We start from the raw sequence: 18141 nt of genomic DNA, 5'->3' as shown, positions 1-18141 counted from the left end.
CTCAGACCTCCAGGCGCAGCATGTCGTCGGTCGTCTCCCGCCGCAGCAGCAGCCGGGCGCTGCCGTTGCGCACGGCGGCCACGGCCGGGCGCGGCTGCCGGTTGTACGTGCTCGCCATCGAGTAGCAGTAGGCGCCGGTCGCCGCGACGGCCAGCAGGTCGCCGGGAGCCAGCGTGTCGGGCAGCCAGCAGTCTCGTACGACGATGTCGCCGGACTCACAGTGTTTTCCCACGACCCGGGACAGCACGGCCTGCACCGGCTGCTCGTTGTCGCCCGCGGAGCGGGAAACCACCCGGACGTCGTACACCGCGTCGTAGAGCGCGGTCCGGATGTTGTCGCTCATCCCGCCGTCGACGCTCACGTACCGCCGCACCGCGTCGTCGCCCAGCGAGACGTCCTTGATGGTGCCGACCTCGTACAGCGTGATCGTGCCGGGACCGGCGATCGCGCGGCCCGGCTCGCCGGCGATGCGCGGCACCGGCAGGCCCGCGTACGCGCACTCCTTGCGGACGATCTCGCGGATCTGCGTGATCATCTGCGCGGGCGGCGGCGGGTTGTCCTTCTCGGTGTAGGCGATGCCGAAGCCGCCGCCGAGGTCGACCAGGCTCAGCTGGTCGAGCAGCTCGGGGCCGTGCTCTTTGGCCAGGTCCGCGAGCAGCCCGACGACGCGGCGGGCGGCGACCTCGAAGCCGTCGGCGTCGAAGATCTGCGAGCCGATGTGGCTGTGCAGGCCGACGAGCTTGAGCGAAGGCGCGTTGAGCACCCGGCGCACCGCCTCGGCGGCGTCGCCGGAAGCCAGCGAGAACCCGAACTTCTGGTCCTCGTGGGCGGTCGCGATGAACTCGTGGGTGTGCGCCTCGACGCCGACGGTCACCCGGATCAGCACCGCCTGCACGACGTCGTGGCGCGCGGCGATGTCGGCCAGCCGGGCGATCTCGTAGTACGAGTCGAGCACCACCGTGCCGACGCCGGCGACGATCGCGGCTTCGATCTCCGCGGGCGACTTGTTGTTGCCGTGGAAGGTGATCCGCTCGGCCGGGAAGTTCGCGCGCTGCGCCACGGCGAGCTCGCCGCCGCTGCAGACGTCCAGGCTCAGCCCCTGCTCGGCCACCCAGCGGGCGATCTCGATGGACAGGAACGCCTTGGACGCGTAGTGCACGAGCGTCGGGTTGTCGAACGCCTCGGCGTAGTCGGCGCACCGGGACTTGAAGTCGGCCTCGTCGACGACGAACAGCGGCGTGCCGTGCTGCTCGGCCAGCTCGCGGACGTCGACGCCGGCGATCCGGACGACGCCGTCGGCGCCGCGGAAGGTGTTGCGCGGCCACACCTTCGCGGGCAGCTTGTCGAGCTCCTCGACCCCGGACGGCTGGAGCCCGGAGGTGTCGGCGTGGGTGTAGACGTCGGCGTGCCTGGGGCCCGCGGGGTGAGCCATGGGTTACATCCGTTCCGGAGCGGAGACACCGAGGAGGGCGAGGCCGTTCGCCAGGACCTGGCGGGCGGCCTCGCACAGCGCGAGCCGGGCGTACGTCAGAGGGGTCGCCTCTTCGTCGCCCATGGGCAGCACGCGGCCCACGGTGTAGAACTTGTGGTAGGCGCCCGCGAGTTCTTCGAGGTAGCGCGCGATCCGGTGCGGCTCCCGCATTTCGGCGGCGCGGCGCACGGTTTCCGGGAACTCGCCGATGGTGCGGATCAGGTCGCCCTCGGCGGGCAGCGTGAGGAGTCCGAAGTCGACGTCCGATGAGGACTCAGTGGACTTCAAGCCGAGATCGGCGGCGTTGCGCTGCAGGGACGCCAGCCGCGCGTGGGCGTACTGGACGTAGTAGACCGGGTTGTCGTTGGAGTGCTTGCGCAGCAGGTCCAGGTCGACGTCCAAAGTGGAGTCCACGGAGTAGCGGATCAGCTCGTAGCGGGCCGGGTCGACGCCGACCGCTTCGACGAGGTCCTCCATGGTGATCACGGTGCCCGCGCGCTTGGACATCCGCACCGGCTTGCCGTCGCTGACCAGGTTGACCATCTGGCCGATGAGCACCTCGACCGTCGCCGGGTCGTCGCCGAACGCCGCCGCGGCGGCCTTGAGCCGGGCGATGTAACCGTGGTGGTCCGCGCCCAGCATGTAGATGCACAGGTCGAAGCCGCGGTTGCGCTTGTCCTTGAAGTAGGCCAGGTCACCGGCGATGTAGGCCGGGTTGCCGTCCTGCTTGATGACGACGCGGTCCTTGTCGTCGCCGTACTCGGACGACTTCAGCCACCAGGCGCCGTCGTTGAAGTACAGGTTCCCCGAGTCCTTCAGCTGCTGGACGGCGGCGCCGACCGCGCCCGACTCGTGCAGCGAGTTCTCGTGGAAGTAGACGTCGAAGTCGGTGCCGAACTCGTGGAGGCTGTGCTTGATCTCGGTGAACATCAGCTCGATGCCGATCCGGCGGAACGTCTCGTGCCGCTCCTGCTCCGGCAGGGAGAGCGCGCTCGGCTCGGCCTTGATGACCTCGGCGGCGATGTCGTTGATGTAGCCGCCCGCGTAGCCGTCCTCCGGCGCGGGCTCGCCCTTCGCGGCGGCGATCAGCGACCGGACGAACCGGTCGATCTGGGCGCCGGCGTCGTTGAAGTAGTACTCGCGGGTGACCTCGGCGCCCTGCGCGGCCAGCACCCGGCCCAGCGCGTCGCCGACCGCGGCCCAGCGGGTGCCGCCCAGGTGGATCGGACCGGTCGGGTTCGCCGAGACGAACTCGAGGTTGATCCGCGTGCCGGCCAGCGCGTCGCCGCGCCCGAAGGCCGCGCCGGCGTCGAGCACCTGGCGCACGATGTCGCCCTGCGCGGCCGCGGCGAGGCGGAAGTTGAGGAAGCCGGGGCCGGCGACCTCGGCCGAGGCGACGCCGTCGGCCGCCGCGACCGCCGCGGCCAGCGCCTCGGCGAAGTCACGCGGCTTCAGCCCGGCCTTCTTGGCCACCTGCAGGGCCAGGTTCGTCGCGTAGTCGCCGTGGTCGGGGTTGCGCGGGCGTTCGATGGTCACCTGCTCCGGCAGCACGGCGTCGTCGATGCCGCGTGCGGCGAGCACCTGCACGGCGGAGCTGCGGACCAGGTCGGCGAGAGCGGCGGGAGTCACCTGCGGAATTCTAGGTGTGCCCAGGTGGGGCGCTTGCATCGGTCTCGGCGACGTCACGGGCGGTGGGTGTGTGAGGCGTTAACGGTGATCAGACGCACGGTCTCTACACTGGCCCGGGCGGGAATCCGTCCGCAGCCACCAGAGGGAGATCGCGGGAGCCATGGCGAACCGGACAACTAAGAAAAAGGGGTCGGCCGTGAAGGCGGCCCGCGGTTCCGTCGTGAGCAAGAAGGGCACGCCGTGGGGCACGATCATCGCCGTCGTCGCCATCGTGGCGCTGGCCGCCGCCGTGATCACCTACTACATGGTGCAGTCGGCACCGAAGCGTGAGCAGGCCGACCGCGAGGCCGCGGCCGCGTCGTTCGCGCCCACCGCGGCCGACCCCGACCCCTCGAAGCGCATCCCCGGCGTGGTGACCGCGAACTACACGGGCAGCGTGCACGTGCTCCCGACCGAGCGCGTGGCCTACGACAAGACCCCGCCGTTCGGCGGCCCGCACGACGGCTACTGGGCCACCTGCACCGGCACCGTCTACCCGAACGCGGTCCGCACCGAGAACATGGTCCACGCGCTCGAGCACGGCGCCGTGTGGATCGCCTACAACCCGCAGCAGGTCACCGGCGACGCGCTGAACCTGCTGAAGGTCCGCGTCCAGGGCAAGCCGTACACGATGATGTCGCCCTACCCGGGCCTCGACAAGCCGATCTCGCTGCAGTCGTGGGGCCACCAGCTGAAGCTGGACGACGCCAACGACGCCCGGATCGACGAGTTCATCGCCGCGCTGCGCAGCAACCCGAACGGCGTCTACCCCGAGGTCGGCGCCTCCTGCGACGCGCTCGGCGCCGGCCAGTTCGACCCGGACAACCCGCCGCCGTTCGACCCGTCGAAGCCCGGCCCCGACGCCAAGCCGATGGACTACAAGGGCAGCGCCGGCGCGCAGAACGAGCAGGGAACCATGCCTTCGACCGGCGCCCCCGCTCCGTCGACCGGCGCCCCGGCTCCTTCGACCGGCGCCTCGGCTCCCTCGAGCACGCCGACCAAGTGAGTTCCGAGGAGCCCGAGACCGGCACCGAACAGCCGGCCTGGTCGCGCTGGGTGATCATCGGCGGGACGCTGCTCGCGGTCCTGCTGATCGGCGCGACCGCGGGCATGTTCCTCACCCGTGCCATCGACGACCCGGCCGCCGCCACCCCGGCGGCCGGGTCCGTCGAGGTGGGGTTCGCGCAGGACATGTCGACGCACCACCTGCAGGCCGTGACGATGGCCGGCTGGGCCCGCGACCACTCGACCGACCCCGAGATCCGGCAGCTGGCGTTCGACATCGAGCGCACCCAGCTGGAGCAGGTCGGCCGGATGAAGGGCTGGCTCATGCTGTGGGACCAGCCGGAGCAGGCGATCGGCGCGCCGATGCAGTGGATGACGGAGCCGATGTCCGGCCACAACGGCATGTCGATGGCCCCGGTGTCGGTCAACCCCTCCGGCGGCGCCCTGATGCCGGGCATGGCGACGGACGCCGAGCTGACCAAACTGCGGTCGTTGTCGGGCAAGCAGCTGGACGTCTACTTCCTCCAGCTGATGCTCCGCCACCACCAGGGCGGCACCTCGATGGCTCAGTACGCGGCGGCGCATTCGACCCTGCCGGCGCTGAAGGCCCTGGTGAACAGCATCCTGACGTCCCAAGGCGCCGAAATGGACCAGATGAAGCTGATGCTCTCGGCCCGGGGCGCCCAGCCGCTCCCCTGACTACCAGGAAAGCTCCTGGCAGCGGCGCGCGCAGTGCGGCGCCTCCACCTGCAGGGTCGCGTGCTCGATCGCGTACCGCGAAGCCAGCAGGTTCTGCGCCTCCGTCAACACGTCCGACTGCTTCGCGGGCGGCGCGAGCGTCAGGTGCGCCGACGCGACCTCCATGCCCGATGTCAGCGTCCAGACGTGCAGGTCGTGGACGTCCGCGACGCCCGGCAGCGCGGCCAGCTCGGCGTTGATCGCGCCGACGTCGACGCCCCTCGGTGCGTGCTGGAACAGGATGCGCAGCGCCCGCCGGGCCAGGGTCCACGTGCGGGGCAGCACGAACAGCCCGATCGCGACACCGATGATCGGGTCGGCGTAGCGCCAGCCGGTCAGCAGCGTCAGCGCGCCGCTGATCAGCACGCCGACCGAGCCGATGAGGTCGGCCAGCACTTCGAGGTAGGCGCCGCGGACGTTGAGGCTCTCCTTCGCGCCCGAGCGCAGCACGGCGAACGACACGAGGTTGGCCACGAGCCCCGCGGAGGCCGCCAGCAGTACGGGCAGGCCGGGTACCGCGGGCGGGTCGCCGATCCGGCCGACGGCCTCGACGAGGACGTACCCCGCGACGCCGAACAGCAGGATCGCGTTGGCCAGCGCGGCCAGCACCTCCGCGCGGTAGAGCCCGAAGGTGCGGCTGACCGTGGGGCCGGAGCGCCGGGCCAGGATGATCGCGGTCAGGGCCATGCCGACCCCGAGGACGTCGGTGAACATGTGCGCCGCGTCCGAGATGAGGGCCAGCGAGCCGGTCGTGAAGCCGACGATGAACTCGAGCACCATGAAGCCGGCGCCGATGGCCAGGGCGATGGTCAGGCTGCGCACGTACCGGCCCGACGCGCTCGCCGGCGCGACCGCGTGACCATGTCCGTGGCCGTGTCCCTGCCCCATTCCGCCTCCGTTCCCGGTTCACCGTCGAGGCCCAACATATAGTCGGATGCGCATATGTGCAACAAAGGACGGCCTAAGTTCACCCACCCGAAAGCTACTCCGCGGGTCCGGGCCGTCCAATCCACCAGGAGGGGTTTCCCGCCAGGCGGACTCGTTACGCTTCGACGCCGACCATCCGCCTCAGCAGGTCCCGCAGCCGGACCCGGTCCCCGGGGCCGAGCACCTTGGCCTGCACCGTCGTCAGCCCCTGCGCCACCGCGGCGGCCAGGAGCCGGTCTCGGCGGTGCACGAGACCATGGAGATCAACTGCTTCGGCGTCGTCGAGGCGACGAAGGCCGCGAGGCCGACGTTGCGCGCGAGCAGGGGCCGCGTGCTCACGGTGACCAGCGTGGGCGACGTGACCGGCCAGCCGTTCAACGAGGCCTACTACGCGGCGAAGTTCGCCGTCGAAGGCATGATGGAGTCCTCGCCCCGGTCGCGGCGCCCCAGGGCGTGACGGTGTGCGTCGACTTCGAACAGCTCTTCGCCGACGCGGGCCCGTACGCGGAGTCTCTGCACTCGTACATCGGCCGCACCGCGGAAGCGTTCTCGGCCGCCCAGACGCCCGACGAGGACGACCGGCTGGCTCGCCTAGCGCACCAGCCGGAAGAAGCCGCGGACCTGCTCGACGAACAGCCGCGGCTGTTCGAGAGCCGCGAAGTGCCCGCCGACGGGCAGTTCCTCGAACCAGCGCAGATCGGTGTAGCGCTGCTCGGCCTGCCGCCGCGACGGCCGCACGATCTCCTTGGGGAACACCGAAACCCCGGCCGGGACGTCCACTGTGGACAGATCGCGCTCGTTGTTCTCCCAGTACATCCGCGCCGACGACGCCGCGGTCGCGGTGAACCAGTAGACGGAGATCGCGTCGAGGATCTTCTGCCGGTCGACGGCGTCCTCGGGGTTGCCCTTGTTGTCCGTCCAGGCCCAGAACTTCTCGGCGATCCAGGCGGCCTGGCCTGCCGGCGAATCGGTCAGGCCGTAGCCGAGCGTCTGCGGCCGGGTGCCCTGCTGGGCGGAGTAGCCGCTGCCGGTCCGCCGGAACTCCTCGAGGTCGGCGAGGGCCTTGCGCTCCGACGGCGTCGGGTCGTCGTGGGCCAGCTGCACGGGCGCGAAGTTCACGTGCACACCGGCGACCCGCCCGAACCGCGCCAGTGCGTTGGTGATGGCCGCGCCCCAGTCCCCACCCTGGGCGCCGTAGCGCTCGTAGCCGAGCGACGTCATCAGCTGGTCCCACAGGGCGGCGACCCGCGGGATCTTCAGCGCGGGCTTGTCGCTCCACCCGAACCCGGGCAGCGACGGCACGACGACGTGGAAGGCGTCGGCGGGATCCCCGCCGTGCTTTTCGGGATCGGTGAGCGGCCCGATGACATCGAGGAACTCGAGCACGGACCCGGGCCACCCGTGGGTGAGCACGAGCGGAAGCGCATCAGCCCGCGGCGACCGGACGTGCAGGAAGTGCAGCCCGACACCGTCCACGGTGGCCCGGAACTGCGGAAAGGCATTGAGCCGGCCGGCGAACCCGAAGTCGTACTCCTCGCCCCAGTCCCGGCAGAGCTCACGCAGGTAGGCAAGCGGCACGCCTTGCGACCAGTCCCCGACGGTCTCGGCCTCGGGCCACCGAGTCCGCCGCAACCGCTCCCGCAGATCGGCGACATCGCCTTCATCGAGAGCAACCTGGAACGGCTCGGCCATCTCAGCTCCTTCAGGTGGGGCTCCCACGCTAGCGACGTCCCGGGGAAGCGATCAACTTTGCCGCGCTGACCAGCGGAAATGTCGGGGCACCCACCTGCGCGCGGGGGCCGCGGGAGATGCGCTAAGCTTTCGGAGTCGCCCAGCGATGGGCCCTCGTAGCTCAGGGGATAGAGCACTGCCCTCCGGAGGCAGGTGTCGCAGGTTCGAATCCTGCCGAGGGCACCCCTACGGGAGTGGGAAAACCGCCTCTCACCAGCGCTTTCGCGCTCGAAGCGGTTCTTCCCGAACTCCGGTTGGCTACGGCCAATCACGGCCAAACACGGGTGTCTCTTCCCAATGCGTTCCCACGGGAACGACCCGGCCGCCGTCCATCAGCCCCCCGAGTCGCTCCACGACTCGTGACCGAGGATCTTCTCGATCCGGGCCCGGTTGGCTTCCTCTCCCCCGTCGAGAAACGCGGTGTAAGACCACGTCCGGACACTGGCGGCGTGGCCGGCTCGTCGGCCACGGTCGCCGGCTCGGCACGGCCGCCCCGAGCTGCACGCTGACTGGCCGACGAAGGTCCTCGAAGGTGTAGGGCTCCACCTCCGAGGACCTTGGCGCTGCAACTCGCTGACCATCACTTCTCAAGCGCCGCGGTGTCGACCCAGCGAGCGAGGACGCTGAGTGCGGCAAGCTGCTCAAGGGCCTGCTCTTCGGGAAGGCTGCCTTCGGTGTGACTAAGGGGATTTCGGATGGCGGCGTAGCAGCCCTCGGCGTATGCGCGGACACCGCGGTGGACGCTGGCGAACGTCTTCGATCCATCATCGGGTATGACCCTCAGTCGTGGCTTTCCTGGCTGCGGCGGGTCAGCGCTGAAAGCCTGGGTAAACAGGTCGGTTTCGGCAATGTCGAACCGGTCGAGCTTGTTCTGTGTCTCGGCGTTGATCTTGACGCAGGCAGCGCGGACGGCTTCGCGATAGTGCCCGCTCTGCCAGAGCGATCGAGCGCCGTCCCAGGCCCAAGGGTGCAGGTGGCCTGCGTCGAGCTGGGGAGCGTTGTCCCCGAGCTTCTCCCGGACCTCCGCCTGCCGCTGCAAGACAGCCTGTGCCCGCTGAACGGCCTCGATGTGCTGAGACCACCGGTTGACCTTCGCATTGCGGTCGTCGGGAACCTCGGTCTTCCAGCGCGGAATAACCCGCTCAAGGATCTGCTCGACGATCTGCGCCGACGCAACGATCTCGTCGGGACGGCCGCGGTTGCTCAAACGGGGGCCGAGGCCGACCACGCCGGGAGGACTGGGAGGTCGGTAGAGCTCTGCGACCTGCAGGAACTTGCTTAGCTCGTCCAGCGCCCATTCCGTGTCCATGCTCATACACTCATTCTCTTCCAGGGCGCCGATATCGTTGGGACGTCTCGGGCAGGGCGTGGCGATCACTGGACATGGAGTACGTCAACTCTCTAGGCACCTCACTCGGGAATCGATCTCACTCCTTCGGCTCGCGCTGGGGCTTGTGGCCGAGGATCTTCTCGATCCGGGCCCGGTTGGCCTCCTCTCCCCCGTCGAGGAACGCGGCATAGACCTCGAACAGCACGCCGACAGAGTGGCCGGCCCACTCGGCCACGGTCGCCGGGTCGACGCCCGCCACCAGCTGCGTGCTCACCGCGGCGTGTCGCAGATCGTATGGCCGGGCGGCCAGCGGAGTTTGCTGCTGTTCTTCCGTCAGCACCACCCTGCGCACCGCACGCCAGGCGCGGGTGTAGGTGATCATCGGGATCTCCCCGCCCTGCTCCGCCTGGAACAACCGGCCGTCAGGCCCGTAGCCGTATCGCAGGATGTGCCGGTGCAGCAGCCTGGTCAGATCCGGCGGGAACGACACGGTGCGCTCAGCGTCGTCATCCCGAGACTTGAGCGGCCGGTCATCGCGGGGCTTGCCAGTGTCCGTCCACCGCCCGCCCGCATGGGGCTCGGCCTTGTCGAGACGGAACTCACCCCAGCCGTAGACATACTCGCCGTCGTCGTCGTTCCACACCGGATCGGGCAAGGACACGACGTTCCGCTTGTTCAGCGACACCGCCTCCTCCGGACGCAGGCCGGCGTAGTACATCGCGCCGAAGAACGCCTCAAGCCGCGGCCCGCTGCGCGGCAGCGCACCGACGCCGGACAGCAGCGCCCGCGCCTGAGTCGGGTTCGGCACCGCCCGCCGGTCAACCTTCCTCTTGCCTTTCGGCATCGCCGTCCACTTGACCGACGACAGCGGGTTCGCGTCGATCAGCTTCTTCTCGACCGCGTAGTCCAACGCGTTGAACAAAACTCCTCGGGTCTTCCGCGCCACGCTTGGGGCGAACTTCTTCCCGTCCAAACGCCTGGTGACTGCGCGCTGGAGGGCTCGCAGAACGTCCGGGTCGACGGCGGCCCGCACGGGTAAGGTGTTGCGCTCCAACCACTTCAACACCTTCCGAACGTCGTCCGGCACCTCCCGGTTGGTGCGGTACTCGGTGTTGTAGCCCCACTGCCGCAGCGCCGAACGGACGACCTTCGCGTCCGGGCTGTTCTTGTCCCGCTTCACGAACACCGGCATCACGCGAATCAGCGCCTCGGCCATGGTCTGACGCGCGGTGGCCGCAGCGTCCGGCCACTTCATGTCGATATAGGCCACCGTGAGCGCATACCAGCTCATGTCCCCCGCCGGCCGGGTCAGCGACGGCGGGAGCCCGGAGACGATGTCGAACGCCTCCCCCGCTCGCTGCGCCGTCAGCAGCGAAGAGCGGAACCCGTCCGCCTGCGTGTAGAGCTTGAACGACTCCTTGAAGTCCTTCTTATCGACCCGCCACAGCACGCGGTAGCTTGTGGGCTTGCCAGCCGCGTTGCTGCGGGTCTCGATCGCCCACACGCGGACGTTGTACGAAGAGCTGATCACGCGGCCTCCTCTCGGGTTTCAAGCCAGGCGTCAAGGTCGCCGCGGCGGACCCTGACACCGCCGTTCGGCAGCTTGATGCATCGCGGGCCGCGGTTCTTCGCACGCCAGTCGTAGAAAGTGGACTCCGCCACCGACAGCTCCTCGCACACCTCGGTGATCTTGAGAAGCTGTCGTGAGCCGGTGAGGTTGCGCTGCTGCGCCATGACTGCACCTCCAAGACGCCCGGCGAGCGGGCATGGTGAAGCGCCACCGAGCACAGGCCGGGCGGCACGTTGCTGGTTACGTTGCGTGGTTGTGGGGTTAGGCGGGCTGGCAGAGAGGCAGGCGGCTGAGGTGCGGGAGGCCGGAACCAAACACCGCAACACCGCAAACACCGCAAAGTGGCCCGTGACCTGCGGATCCTTCTGCGGTGTTTGTGGGTGAGGCTGGATGGCTAAATACCGCAAATACCGCAACTTGCGGTGTTTGCGGTATTTGGAGTCTCCGGATCGAGGTCAAACACCGCAGAGACCACGGTGTCGTTTCTCCTGCTCAGAGCCACTTTTTAGAGCCGTTGCGGTGTTTGCGGTGTTTGCGGTGTTTGATTCGGGGGGTCAGCTCGAATCGGTGCCGCGCTCAACCGTGTAGAGCTTCATCTTGGTGTGCGGGTCGACTTCGCTGCGTAACACCAGGTCGCCGCGCCAGCGGTCTTTTTGCCCTGCCAGCCTCTTTCCCAGCGACTTCGGGGTCAGGGGCTTGCCCGCGGCGGTGGTCGGGAACGTCCCCTTCCACCGGTCCGGTGCGCCGTACTCGGGTTCGGCGTCCGAGCGCAGCTGCTGCGCGGTCACCGGCTCGCCGCCGTAGAGGTCGCGCCAGGTGGCCAGGAACGCGTACCACTCCGCATGGTCCTCATCCAGGCCGCGGCCGGCGTCGGCGTTGCCGAGGAAGTCGCCGACGCCGTGGTGGGCCAGGAACCCGCCGAGGTACTGGGCCCAGCGGGTGAACTGCCGCATCTGCGGGACGTTGCTGGCGGTCGGTGCACCGTTGGCCGTCCAGTCGAGCACCAGCGTGAGGACGTGGCGGAGAACGGTGGCCCGGTTGACCGGGTCGAGGATCCAGGAGTCGAGGTTCGGGATCGTGAACCCGGTGCGGGCTTCCGGGCGCGGGCAGTTCGGATCGAGCCGCACCCACACCGTGCGGGAGGCCATGTCCCCGCCGGTGCGCAGGTTGTTGCCGGTGGCCAGCCACAACCGGTCGTTGGTGAAGTTGCTCGACACGTTCGTCCCCAGCCGCCGATCCGACCACGTGCGTTCGGTGACCAGCCGCGCCAGCACCGCTGAGTTGACCATCTCACCCTCGGTGAGGTTGTCGAACACCACCACTCCCACCGAATCCGACAACACGGTGGTGATCGACTTGCGCAGTTCCTCATCCGAGTCGGTCCAGGTCAGAACCCGCTGCCCGACCAGCAACCCGACGCACCCGGCGAGGATCGTCTTACCGGATCCGGGCATGGACGCCTCGATCATCCCGAACGGGGACAGCGCGTTGGTGAACGGCCGGATCAGCGGCGTCACCAGCAACGCCAGGTAGTTCGCCCGGTCAGCGGCCGACCGCCACGGGAAGTCCCGCAGGAACCGTTCCAGCAGGAATTCCCGCGCCGCGGCGACCTGCGCCGCGCTCGGCCGGTCCGGGATCGGGTCGAGGTGGCCGTTGGCGGTCAGGTAGAAGCCGGTCGCCGGGTCGTAGCCCGGCGTTTGCAGCAGCGTCCCGTCCGGGCGCAGCACCGGTGTGGAGATGATCCGGCGCAGCACCGGCAGGCCAGGCCAGGAACGCCCGGCCAGCACCGCGCTCAACACGCTCGCCGGTGGCGACACTTCCACGTCGTAGGTGTCGCCTTTCTCGTTCACCTTGCTCTGGATCACGTCGGTGTGGGTGGCCAGCAAGTTCGCCAGCAGTGCAGGCTTGAGCACCGACGCCGCGACCGGCAGCGCCACGTCATCGTCCCCGGCGGTGGGGTCAGCCGCGCCGGAGACCTGTTCGACGACCACAGGCGCGCCGTCGGCGACGTAGGTGTCGGGGATGATGCGGCCGTCCACCGCGGCAGTCAGGACCCGGATGGTTTCCGGCGCGGCCCCGGTCCGCAGCCGTGGCCGGCCACCAGGCCCGACCGACCACAGGCGTTGCGAATTCGTGCTGGCCATGGCGTTCCCTCCGTCGTGCGGGTGGTACGTGTGATACGCGCGAGCCGCATTCGTATGCCCGCCTCGAAGGCCGCCAGCGCAGTCCGCTATGCCGCTGGTGGCAACTTCGGGCATGGGCGACGAACGGGCGTGGTTTACTCGGGGGTCTGCGGCTGGATGAGGGGGCACACTGTGGGCTGGATGGAATTCACGAGTTCCGTCGTTGGTTCGTTAGCTTGGCCCGCGTGCGTGTTGTTGATCGTCATGTCATTGCGACGCGGATTGATCAACATGTTGACCTCCGGACCGCTCAAGGTGCTGAAGGCTGGCCCCAGCGGGTTCGAGCTTGAGTTCGACCGCACGTTGACTGATGCCCAAGCCAACGCGGGCATCCCGGCGGACAGGCCGAAGAAGCGGCGCCGTCGTTTCAACCTATTCGGCGTGCCGGACAAGCCGACACCCCACATGGAGGCTGAAGGAACGGCCGGGGACATGCGCCAACTCGCAGAACTGGCCCCGGCGGCTGCGATCCTCGAAGCCTTCGGCCGTCTGGAGAAGACCTTGCGCGACCGACTGGAGCCAATTATCGGCGAGCCGCGTAACTTGGAACCCATTCGACGGCTCGGTATTTATGCCGAGGACTACGACGTTCTGACCATTTCTGAAATGAAGTCGCTTTTTGAGCTTGCAACCCTGCGCGATGCGCTCGCGCACGGTGAAGGACGAGACGTAGTGGACCAGGATCGTGCGCTGGCGTACATCGAAGTCACCAACAGATTGATCAACCGGATCGAGACCGCCATGGTGGAGGACGATCCCTGGTCAGGTAAAGACACGGCTCCTGAGAAGCAGCGAACTCCGCAGGAGCGTGAGTGATCAGGTGCCGCGCTTACGCGGCGGGTTCCAGCGGTTCGCCGGTGATCGCCTCGATCACGGCGGAGCCGAGGACTTCGGCCATGCCGGGCGGGACGGCGTTGCCCCAGCCGCGGACGCACTTGCGCTTGGACTTCGCGACCTTCGGCGGCACCTTGTAGCCGCGCGGGAACCCCATCCCGGCGGCGATTTCGTGCGGTTCGAGCATCCGGAACGTGCACGACTCGACCGGCGGGGCGCCGCCCACAAGGGCGTAGCGGTCGCGGGTGGTCAGCGTGCCGATCGGCTGGTCGGTCGGCTGGGTGCCGCCGTTGCTGTAGTAGGCCATCAGCAACGCCAGCTCGCGCTCGCCGGTCGGCGGGCCGACCAGGCCGTGGTGGTTGCCCCCGGCTGACACGGTGGGGATCGGCCCGTCGATCGGGTAGGCGGCGTTGAACGAGCCGCCGTTGCGCTGGATCGAGATGAACGGCGGCACCACCACCGCGGTCTCCCGGCGGCAGGTCTGCGTCCGCATCGGTTCGAGGATCGTGCTGGCGGTGTCGACCCCGGCCCGCGCCGCGCACGAAACGAGCAGCGGCGGGCACACCAGCCCATCGGTCTCCCGGGTCGTGCGGGTCGGCAGCGGCTCGCCGACGCTGATCGCGTGCTGGCGCCACGTCCCGCCCGCCGGGGTCAGCAGCGCCCCGACGTGGCGGCGCAATCCGGCCTTGATCCGGTCCATGGTGTTCTCGGTGAGCGGGTCCGGCCGGCCGCGGTCGTCGACCCGCTCCCCGATCCGCTGGCCGGGGTCGAGCGACCAGTCGATGATGGTCGAGGCGGGCAGCACCTCGGGTTCGACGATCTGGTGACGGCAGGACCGGTTGGGGCAGCGGTAGACGTACTGGCCGTGACGGATGCCGTAGACGCCCATCGTGTTGCGCGGGTCCTTGAACACCTGCACCGCCGACACCACCTCGTCGCAGACCGGGCAGTACGCCGCCGGGCGCAGCCACTTGTCCCAGTCCGGGTCCCGGCCCAGGCTCACGTGCCAGTAGGCCAGGAAGAACCGGTTGCGGCTCTGCGCCACCTTCCCGAGCGTGGGCCCGTTGACGTGCATGGCGTTCAACGCGATCACGCGGCTGCGGTAGCCCTCGGCCTCGATCTCGCGGCGCCAGCGGCCGAACTCGGCCCACTTCACGACCTGCACCACGTTCTCCACCACGCCCCCGAGCACGGGCTTGCCGCGCCGGTTCATCGCCTGCAGGTAGCGCGGGATCTCCTCCATCAGCGCGCGTGCCCGCGCGGTCTCCGGGTTGAGCGCCCGCGGCCCGGTAACCGGGTCGAACAGCACCCCTTGCGTGCTCTGGTCGAAGTCCCGCTTCTGGCCCCGGGCGTCCGTCCACGGCGGACACGACGGCGAGGCCCAGAAGAAGTCCACCCGCGGGAACTTGCCGATGTCGGCCTTGGCGATGTCGCCCTCGTAGTGGTCCATGGTCGGGAAGTTCGCCGCGTGGGTGGCGATCGCGTCCGGGCTGTGGTTGGCCCCGAGGATGCCTTTGGTGCCGGGCACGGCCAGCACGCCGGTGGTGTCGCCGCCGAACCCGGCGAACTCGTGGTAAGTGGTGACGGTCATCGGCCGGCCGCCTTTCCGGTGCGGCGTTCGATGGCCTCGGCCCAGCACGCTGCGGTGGCGGCGACCTGGATCAGTTCCTCGGCCAGGTCGGCGACGTCGGCTTCGGCGAAGCCTTCGTAGACCTCCTCGCGCAGGATGTGCAGCCAGGTGAGGCGGCCTTCGGCGCGGGCCATCTCGGTGGTGAACCGCGCGGTGTGAGCGGCGTCGGCGGCGCGGCGGCTCAGCCCGGCCACCTCGACCTCGGGGCCGGTCCCGTCGGGGTGGTTCTGCTCGCCCCACAGCGCGTCCTGGCGGGCGCGTTCGGCGGCGATCCTGGCCAGGATGGCGGCGGTGTGCTGCGAGATGATCGGTTGGGTGGTAGTCATGGCGCGGGCTCGCTTTCGGGAGGCGGGCACGAGAAGGGCCGGGCACGCGTGGTGCCCGGCCCTCTCTGTCCGATGTGGTCAGTGCGGTGGTAGCAGCGGTGCTCAGGCGGCCTGTCCGCTGGCGGTGTCGTAGAGCGACCAGCAGTCCTCGCAGTCGCACAGCCGGCCGAGCCCGGGGCCGTCGACCGTTCCGGGCGTGATCGTGGTCGGGTCGGGCATCGCCTGCGCGGTCGCGTTGGCCGTCCGCCAGGTCGGGATGATCTCCGGTGCCTGAACGTCTGCGTCCGCACAGCCACAGCGGGCGGCGAGGCAGGGGCGGGTGTCGTCCTTGAGGGGGTGCTCGCGGTGGTGACTGTCCAGGTGCCCGCAGGCGCAGCGGTGAACGATGGCGGCCATCGTGATGGTCTCCTTCTCCTCAGGCGGCGCGGCGGGTGCCGCGTCGGGGGGTGATCCGTCGGGGGTTGTCCATCCCGGCCCGCAGCGACGTTTCGATCACGCCGTCGTCCTTGACCGCGGACTCCGGGGTGTTCCAGGTCGCGACCGCGGCCCGCAGCTGCACCCGGGCGTAGGTCTCCTCCAGCACACCGGCCCCGACCAGCTGACCGAGGGCATAGGCGGCGGTCGACAGAACCTTGTTGCGGGTGCCTGGTTGCGCCGCCACGACGCGGTCGCACTCGTCTCGCACTGCCTTCGCCGCGTACGTGGTCGGGGCGGCTACAGGCTTCTGAGTGCGGCCTGAGTTGGCCGTGGGCGGGAGTTTGACGCTGGCTTGGACAAGCCACCCCGGCAGCGCCGGGCCCTCGGTGTCGTCGAGCAGCTCATACGCGCCGTCGTCGCGGACGCTGCCGGGCGCCAGGGCGTAGCCGCCCCAGCCGCGGGTGTCGATGTGGTCGGCGATCCACTTGACCGTCGAGCCCAGCCGCACCCCGGGCGGCACCGGGTACCACAGCTGACGCCCCCCGCTGGGCGTCGAGGTGGTCCAGGTGTCCGGCAGCGGCCCGCCCCGCACGCCGGCCAGCGCTTGCAGCTCTTCCCAGCCGTCGGGGCCGGGCGCTTCGGCGGGCTTGCGGACGTCGCAGTCGATGACGTGCCACCCGGACTTGCCGGGGAACACCGCGACGTTGTACGGGACCGTCGCCCACACCCGTGTGATCGTCTCGGGGTCGGTGGTGGCCAGCGACTCCGGCGTCACGTGCCCCGCCGCGCACGGCCCCCGGCCGGGGCAGGTGTCCTTGCGGTGCCAGGCGGGCGGCCACTTGCGGTTCGGCATGATCGGGAACACCGCCCACCCTCTGCCAGCCATGGCCAGCGCGACCCGTTCCAGTCCGGCGCGTTGGGCCTCGCTCATGCGCCGATCTCCTTTCGCCAGTCGGGCCGGGGATCCCAGGCCGCGACGTCGTGCAGGTGCACCCCGAACGCCCGCGCCAGCAGATCGCCCACCCGGTCCACATCGGAGGGTGGTTGCCCGCAGGTGCGCAGGTACTTAGCCAGCGCGGGCAGAGTGGCGGAGGCGTAGAACTCCCGGTCGTTCCAGCCGCGGGCGATCGCCCGGCCGGCGCGGCGGGCTGCGTCCGCGTCGGCGTTCTCCAGCTCCGCCAGCCACGCGGTGATCTCGGCCGCGCGGTACTTCGTTTTGTCCGCCACGGCCGCCCTCCACTCGTTCGGACGGGTTGGTGTGCGCGGTATCCGGTTGCGCGTGCTGGGATCAGTGGTCGCCGCGGGTGATGAGGCTGAGTGCGGCGGTCAAGCTCCGGCAGCCGGCTGGGCTGGCGACGAGGATGGCGGCGATCGCGGCGGCGGTGACAGTGCGGGTGATCGTCACTTGTTCTCGCCTTTCTGCGCGGCCTCCCGCTGCTTGCGCTGGATTTCCTCCTGCTGGCGCTGCAGCTCGCGGTGCCAGGCACCCGAATCGTTGGTGCTCATGCCGCCACCCCCATCACGGCCAGTGCCTGCGCGGCGTCGCGGGTGGCGCGGGCACGGGCCTGGTCGGCGGCCCGCCAGATCACCACCGGGAAGGCGCCGTCCTCGCCCGGGCAGGCCGGGCGGAGCACGGGATCACCGGGCTTGCCGGGGTGGGTGTAGGCGAACCAGCGCAGCCGGAAGGTCTGCGCGTCGGCCCGGTCAGGAACGGGCAGCTCCATCCCGGGCGCGGCGGCGCGGATCATCGCCGCCGCCACCGCCGGGCGGGTCACGCCGACGGCGAAGATCGCGCCGGTGGGGTCGGTGAGCACGGTCGGGGTGTGCACGCGCAGGCACGCGTACACGTCGGTGATTGACAGGTCGGGGGCGGGCAGGAACATCGCGTCTCCTTGACGTGTGGGATGGGTGTCGCCGGACCGGCGGGGCATCGGGTGCCGGCCGCCGGTCCGGCGAGGTCCGGATGCGGCTACTTGCGGCTGTTCTTGCGCTGCGCGTGGATCGCCTCGCAGGACGGGCAGGCCGGGCGGGTGAACCAGGGCGACTCGCTTTGCCCGCGCGGGACGGTGAGCCCGCAGAGCGTCTTGACCTCGCCGGACCACCAGCTCTCGGTGCCGCGGTGCACGAGAGACTTTCCGGGCATGACGAAACCTCCAAGAATATGACGTTGAGTGACGAATCTGCGGCCCGGCTATCGCCGGGTTCGGCAGGGAATGGGTTAGGGAATCCGGGGTCGGCTAGGGAAAATTCCCTCACGGGCCCCGGCGGGGCGTTCCCTACGGCTGATCAGCGCGTATCGGACCGAAGGGAA

Annotated in this window: 20 protein-coding genes and 1 tRNA gene; 5 read left to right on the top strand and 16 right to left on the bottom strand. The window is 69.7% G+C overall.

The window, feature by feature from the left end; genetic code table 11:
• Window position 1 precedes the first annotated feature (1 nt).
• On the bottom strand, window positions 2–1432 hold the full coding sequence (lysA, locus tag ACH54P_RS37855; RefSeq protein WP_489908085.1) for a diaminopimelate decarboxylase: 1431 nt from the start codon (window positions 1430–1432) through the stop codon (window positions 2–4).
• A 3-nt stretch (window positions 1433–1435) separates the two neighbouring features.
• Window positions 1436–3100 carry an arginine--tRNA ligase gene (gene argS, locus ACH54P_RS37850; RefSeq protein WP_489908084.1) on the bottom strand — a complete coding sequence of 555 codons (1665 nt, stop codon included), beginning with the start codon at window positions 3098–3100 and terminating at the stop codon, window positions 1436–1438.
• 196 nt (window positions 3101–3296) lie between these two features.
• Here argS and ACH54P_RS37845 point away from each other — a divergent pair, with 196 nt between their 5' ends.
• Both ACH54P_RS37845 and ACH54P_RS37840 read left to right on the top strand, forming a co-directional pair.
• The gene (locus ACH54P_RS37845) at window positions 3297–4145 is read left to right on the top strand and encodes a thioredoxin-like domain-containing protein (protein ID WP_489908083.1); all 849 of its coding nucleotides are present in this window, start codon (window positions 3297–3299) and stop codon (window positions 4143–4145) included.
• A complete protein-coding gene (locus tag ACH54P_RS37840; protein WP_489908082.1) occupies window positions 4142–4843 on the top strand; it encodes a DUF305 domain-containing protein in 702 nt (233 codons plus the stop codon). The genes ACH54P_RS37845 and ACH54P_RS37840 overlap by 4 nt, the downstream gene beginning before the upstream one ends.
• On the opposite strand, the gene ACH54P_RS37835 is transcribed toward ACH54P_RS37840, so the two are convergent.
• Both ACH54P_RS37835 and ACH54P_RS37830 read right to left on the bottom strand, forming a co-directional pair.
• A complete protein-coding gene (locus tag ACH54P_RS37835) occupies window positions 4844–5770 on the bottom strand; it encodes a cation diffusion facilitator family transporter (RefSeq protein ID WP_489908081.1) in 927 nt (308 codons plus the stop codon). It abuts the gene before it with no gap.
• Between the two features lie 154 nt (window positions 5771–5924).
• A complete protein-coding gene (locus tag ACH54P_RS37830) occupies window positions 5925–6059 on the bottom strand; it encodes a hypothetical protein (RefSeq protein ID WP_489908080.1) in 135 nt (44 codons plus the stop codon).
• Between ACH54P_RS37830 and ACH54P_RS37825 the strand changes: the two genes are divergently transcribed.
• A complete protein-coding gene (locus ACH54P_RS37825; RefSeq protein ID WP_489908079.1) occupies window positions 6054–6266 on the top strand; it encodes an SDR family NAD(P)-dependent oxidoreductase in 213 nt (70 codons plus the stop codon). The genes ACH54P_RS37830 and ACH54P_RS37825 overlap by 6 nt on opposite strands.
• 134 nt (window positions 6267–6400) lie before the next feature.
• Here the strand turns inward: ACH54P_RS37825 and ACH54P_RS37820 are convergent, their stop codons facing one another.
• The gene (locus ACH54P_RS37820) at window positions 6401–7501 is read right to left on the bottom strand and encodes an epoxide hydrolase family protein (protein WP_489908078.1); all 1101 of its coding nucleotides are present in this window, start codon (window positions 7499–7501) and stop codon (window positions 6401–6403) included.
• 149 nt (window positions 7502–7650) lie between these two features.
• Between ACH54P_RS37820 and ACH54P_RS37815 the strand changes: the two genes are divergently transcribed.
• Window positions 7651–7723 (top strand) — tRNA-Arg (locus tag ACH54P_RS37815).
• A gap of 397 nt (window positions 7724–8120) precedes the next feature.
• On the opposite strand, the gene ACH54P_RS37810 is transcribed toward ACH54P_RS37815, so the two are convergent.
• From ACH54P_RS37810 to ACH54P_RS37795, 4 genes are all read right to left on the bottom strand, one after another.
• The gene (locus tag ACH54P_RS37810; RefSeq protein WP_489908077.1) at window positions 8121–8855 is read right to left on the bottom strand and encodes a TIGR02391 family protein; all 735 of its coding nucleotides are present in this window, start codon (window positions 8853–8855) and stop codon (window positions 8121–8123) included.
• Between the two features lie 112 nt (window positions 8856–8967).
• Window positions 8968–10401: a tyrosine-type recombinase/integrase gene (locus tag ACH54P_RS37805; RefSeq protein WP_489908076.1), complete on the bottom strand. Its 1434-nt coding sequence runs from the start codon at window positions 10399–10401 to the stop codon at window positions 8968–8970.
• Window positions 10398–10604, bottom strand: a complete 207-nt coding sequence (locus ACH54P_RS37800; RefSeq protein ID WP_489908075.1) for a helix-turn-helix transcriptional regulator — start codon at window positions 10602–10604, stop codon at window positions 10398–10400. The genes ACH54P_RS37805 and ACH54P_RS37800 overlap by 4 nt, the downstream gene beginning before the upstream one ends.
• Before the next feature lie 390 nt (window positions 10605–10994).
• Window positions 10995–12584 (bottom strand): hypothetical protein, encoded by a 1590-nt coding sequence (locus tag ACH54P_RS37795; protein ID WP_489908074.1) that lies wholly within the window; start codon window positions 12582–12584, stop codon window positions 10995–10997.
• A gap of 228 nt (window positions 12585–12812) precedes the next feature.
• Between ACH54P_RS37795 and ACH54P_RS37790 the strand changes: the two genes are divergently transcribed.
• Complete coding sequence (locus ACH54P_RS37790) at window positions 12813–13439, top strand: hypothetical protein (protein ID WP_489908073.1); 627 nt, start codon at window positions 12813–12815, stop codon at window positions 13437–13439.
• A 13-nt stretch (window positions 13440–13452) separates the two neighbouring features.
• On the opposite strand, the gene ACH54P_RS37785 is transcribed toward ACH54P_RS37790, so the two are convergent.
• The 7 genes from ACH54P_RS37785 to ACH54P_RS37755 all read right to left on the bottom strand — a co-directional run bounded on the left by ACH54P_RS37785 (window position 13453) and on the right by ACH54P_RS37755 (window position 17973).
• Entirely contained in the window at window positions 13453–15048 is a 1596-nt protein-coding gene (locus ACH54P_RS37785; protein WP_489908072.1) for a DNA cytosine methyltransferase, read from the bottom strand.
• Window positions 15045–15413, bottom strand: a complete 369-nt coding sequence (locus ACH54P_RS37780; RefSeq protein ID WP_489908071.1) for a hypothetical protein — start codon at window positions 15411–15413, stop codon at window positions 15045–15047. The genes ACH54P_RS37785 and ACH54P_RS37780 overlap by 4 nt, the downstream gene beginning before the upstream one ends.
• Window positions 15414–15515: 102 nt before the next feature.
• Complete coding sequence (locus tag ACH54P_RS37775; RefSeq protein WP_489908070.1) at window positions 15516–15809, bottom strand: hypothetical protein; 294 nt, start codon at window positions 15807–15809, stop codon at window positions 15516–15518.
• Between the two features lie 19 nt (window positions 15810–15828).
• Window positions 15829–16761 carry a bifunctional DNA primase/polymerase gene (locus ACH54P_RS37770; protein ID WP_489908069.1) on the bottom strand — a complete coding sequence of 311 codons (933 nt, stop codon included), beginning with the start codon at window positions 16759–16761 and terminating at the stop codon, window positions 15829–15831.
• Window positions 16758–17057 carry a hypothetical protein gene (locus tag ACH54P_RS37765; protein WP_489908068.1) on the bottom strand — a complete coding sequence of 100 codons (300 nt, stop codon included), beginning with the start codon at window positions 17055–17057 and terminating at the stop codon, window positions 16758–16760. Before ACH54P_RS37765 ends, ACH54P_RS37770 begins: the two co-directional genes overlap by 4 nt.
• Before the next feature lie 275 nt (window positions 17058–17332).
• Window positions 17333–17713 carry a hypothetical protein gene (locus ACH54P_RS37760; protein ID WP_489908067.1) on the bottom strand — a complete coding sequence of 127 codons (381 nt, stop codon included), beginning with the start codon at window positions 17711–17713 and terminating at the stop codon, window positions 17333–17335.
• Window positions 17714–17799: 86 nt separating this feature from the next.
• A complete protein-coding gene (locus tag ACH54P_RS37755; protein WP_489908066.1) occupies window positions 17800–17973 on the bottom strand; it encodes a hypothetical protein in 174 nt (57 codons plus the stop codon).
• Window positions 17974–18141 lie beyond the last annotated feature (168 nt).

The organism is Amycolatopsis sp. N2S4-7 (genome assembly GCF_058119595.1).
The sequence above is the reverse complement of the archived record's forward strand: the minus strand, read 5'-3'. Positions and strand labels throughout refer to the sequence as shown.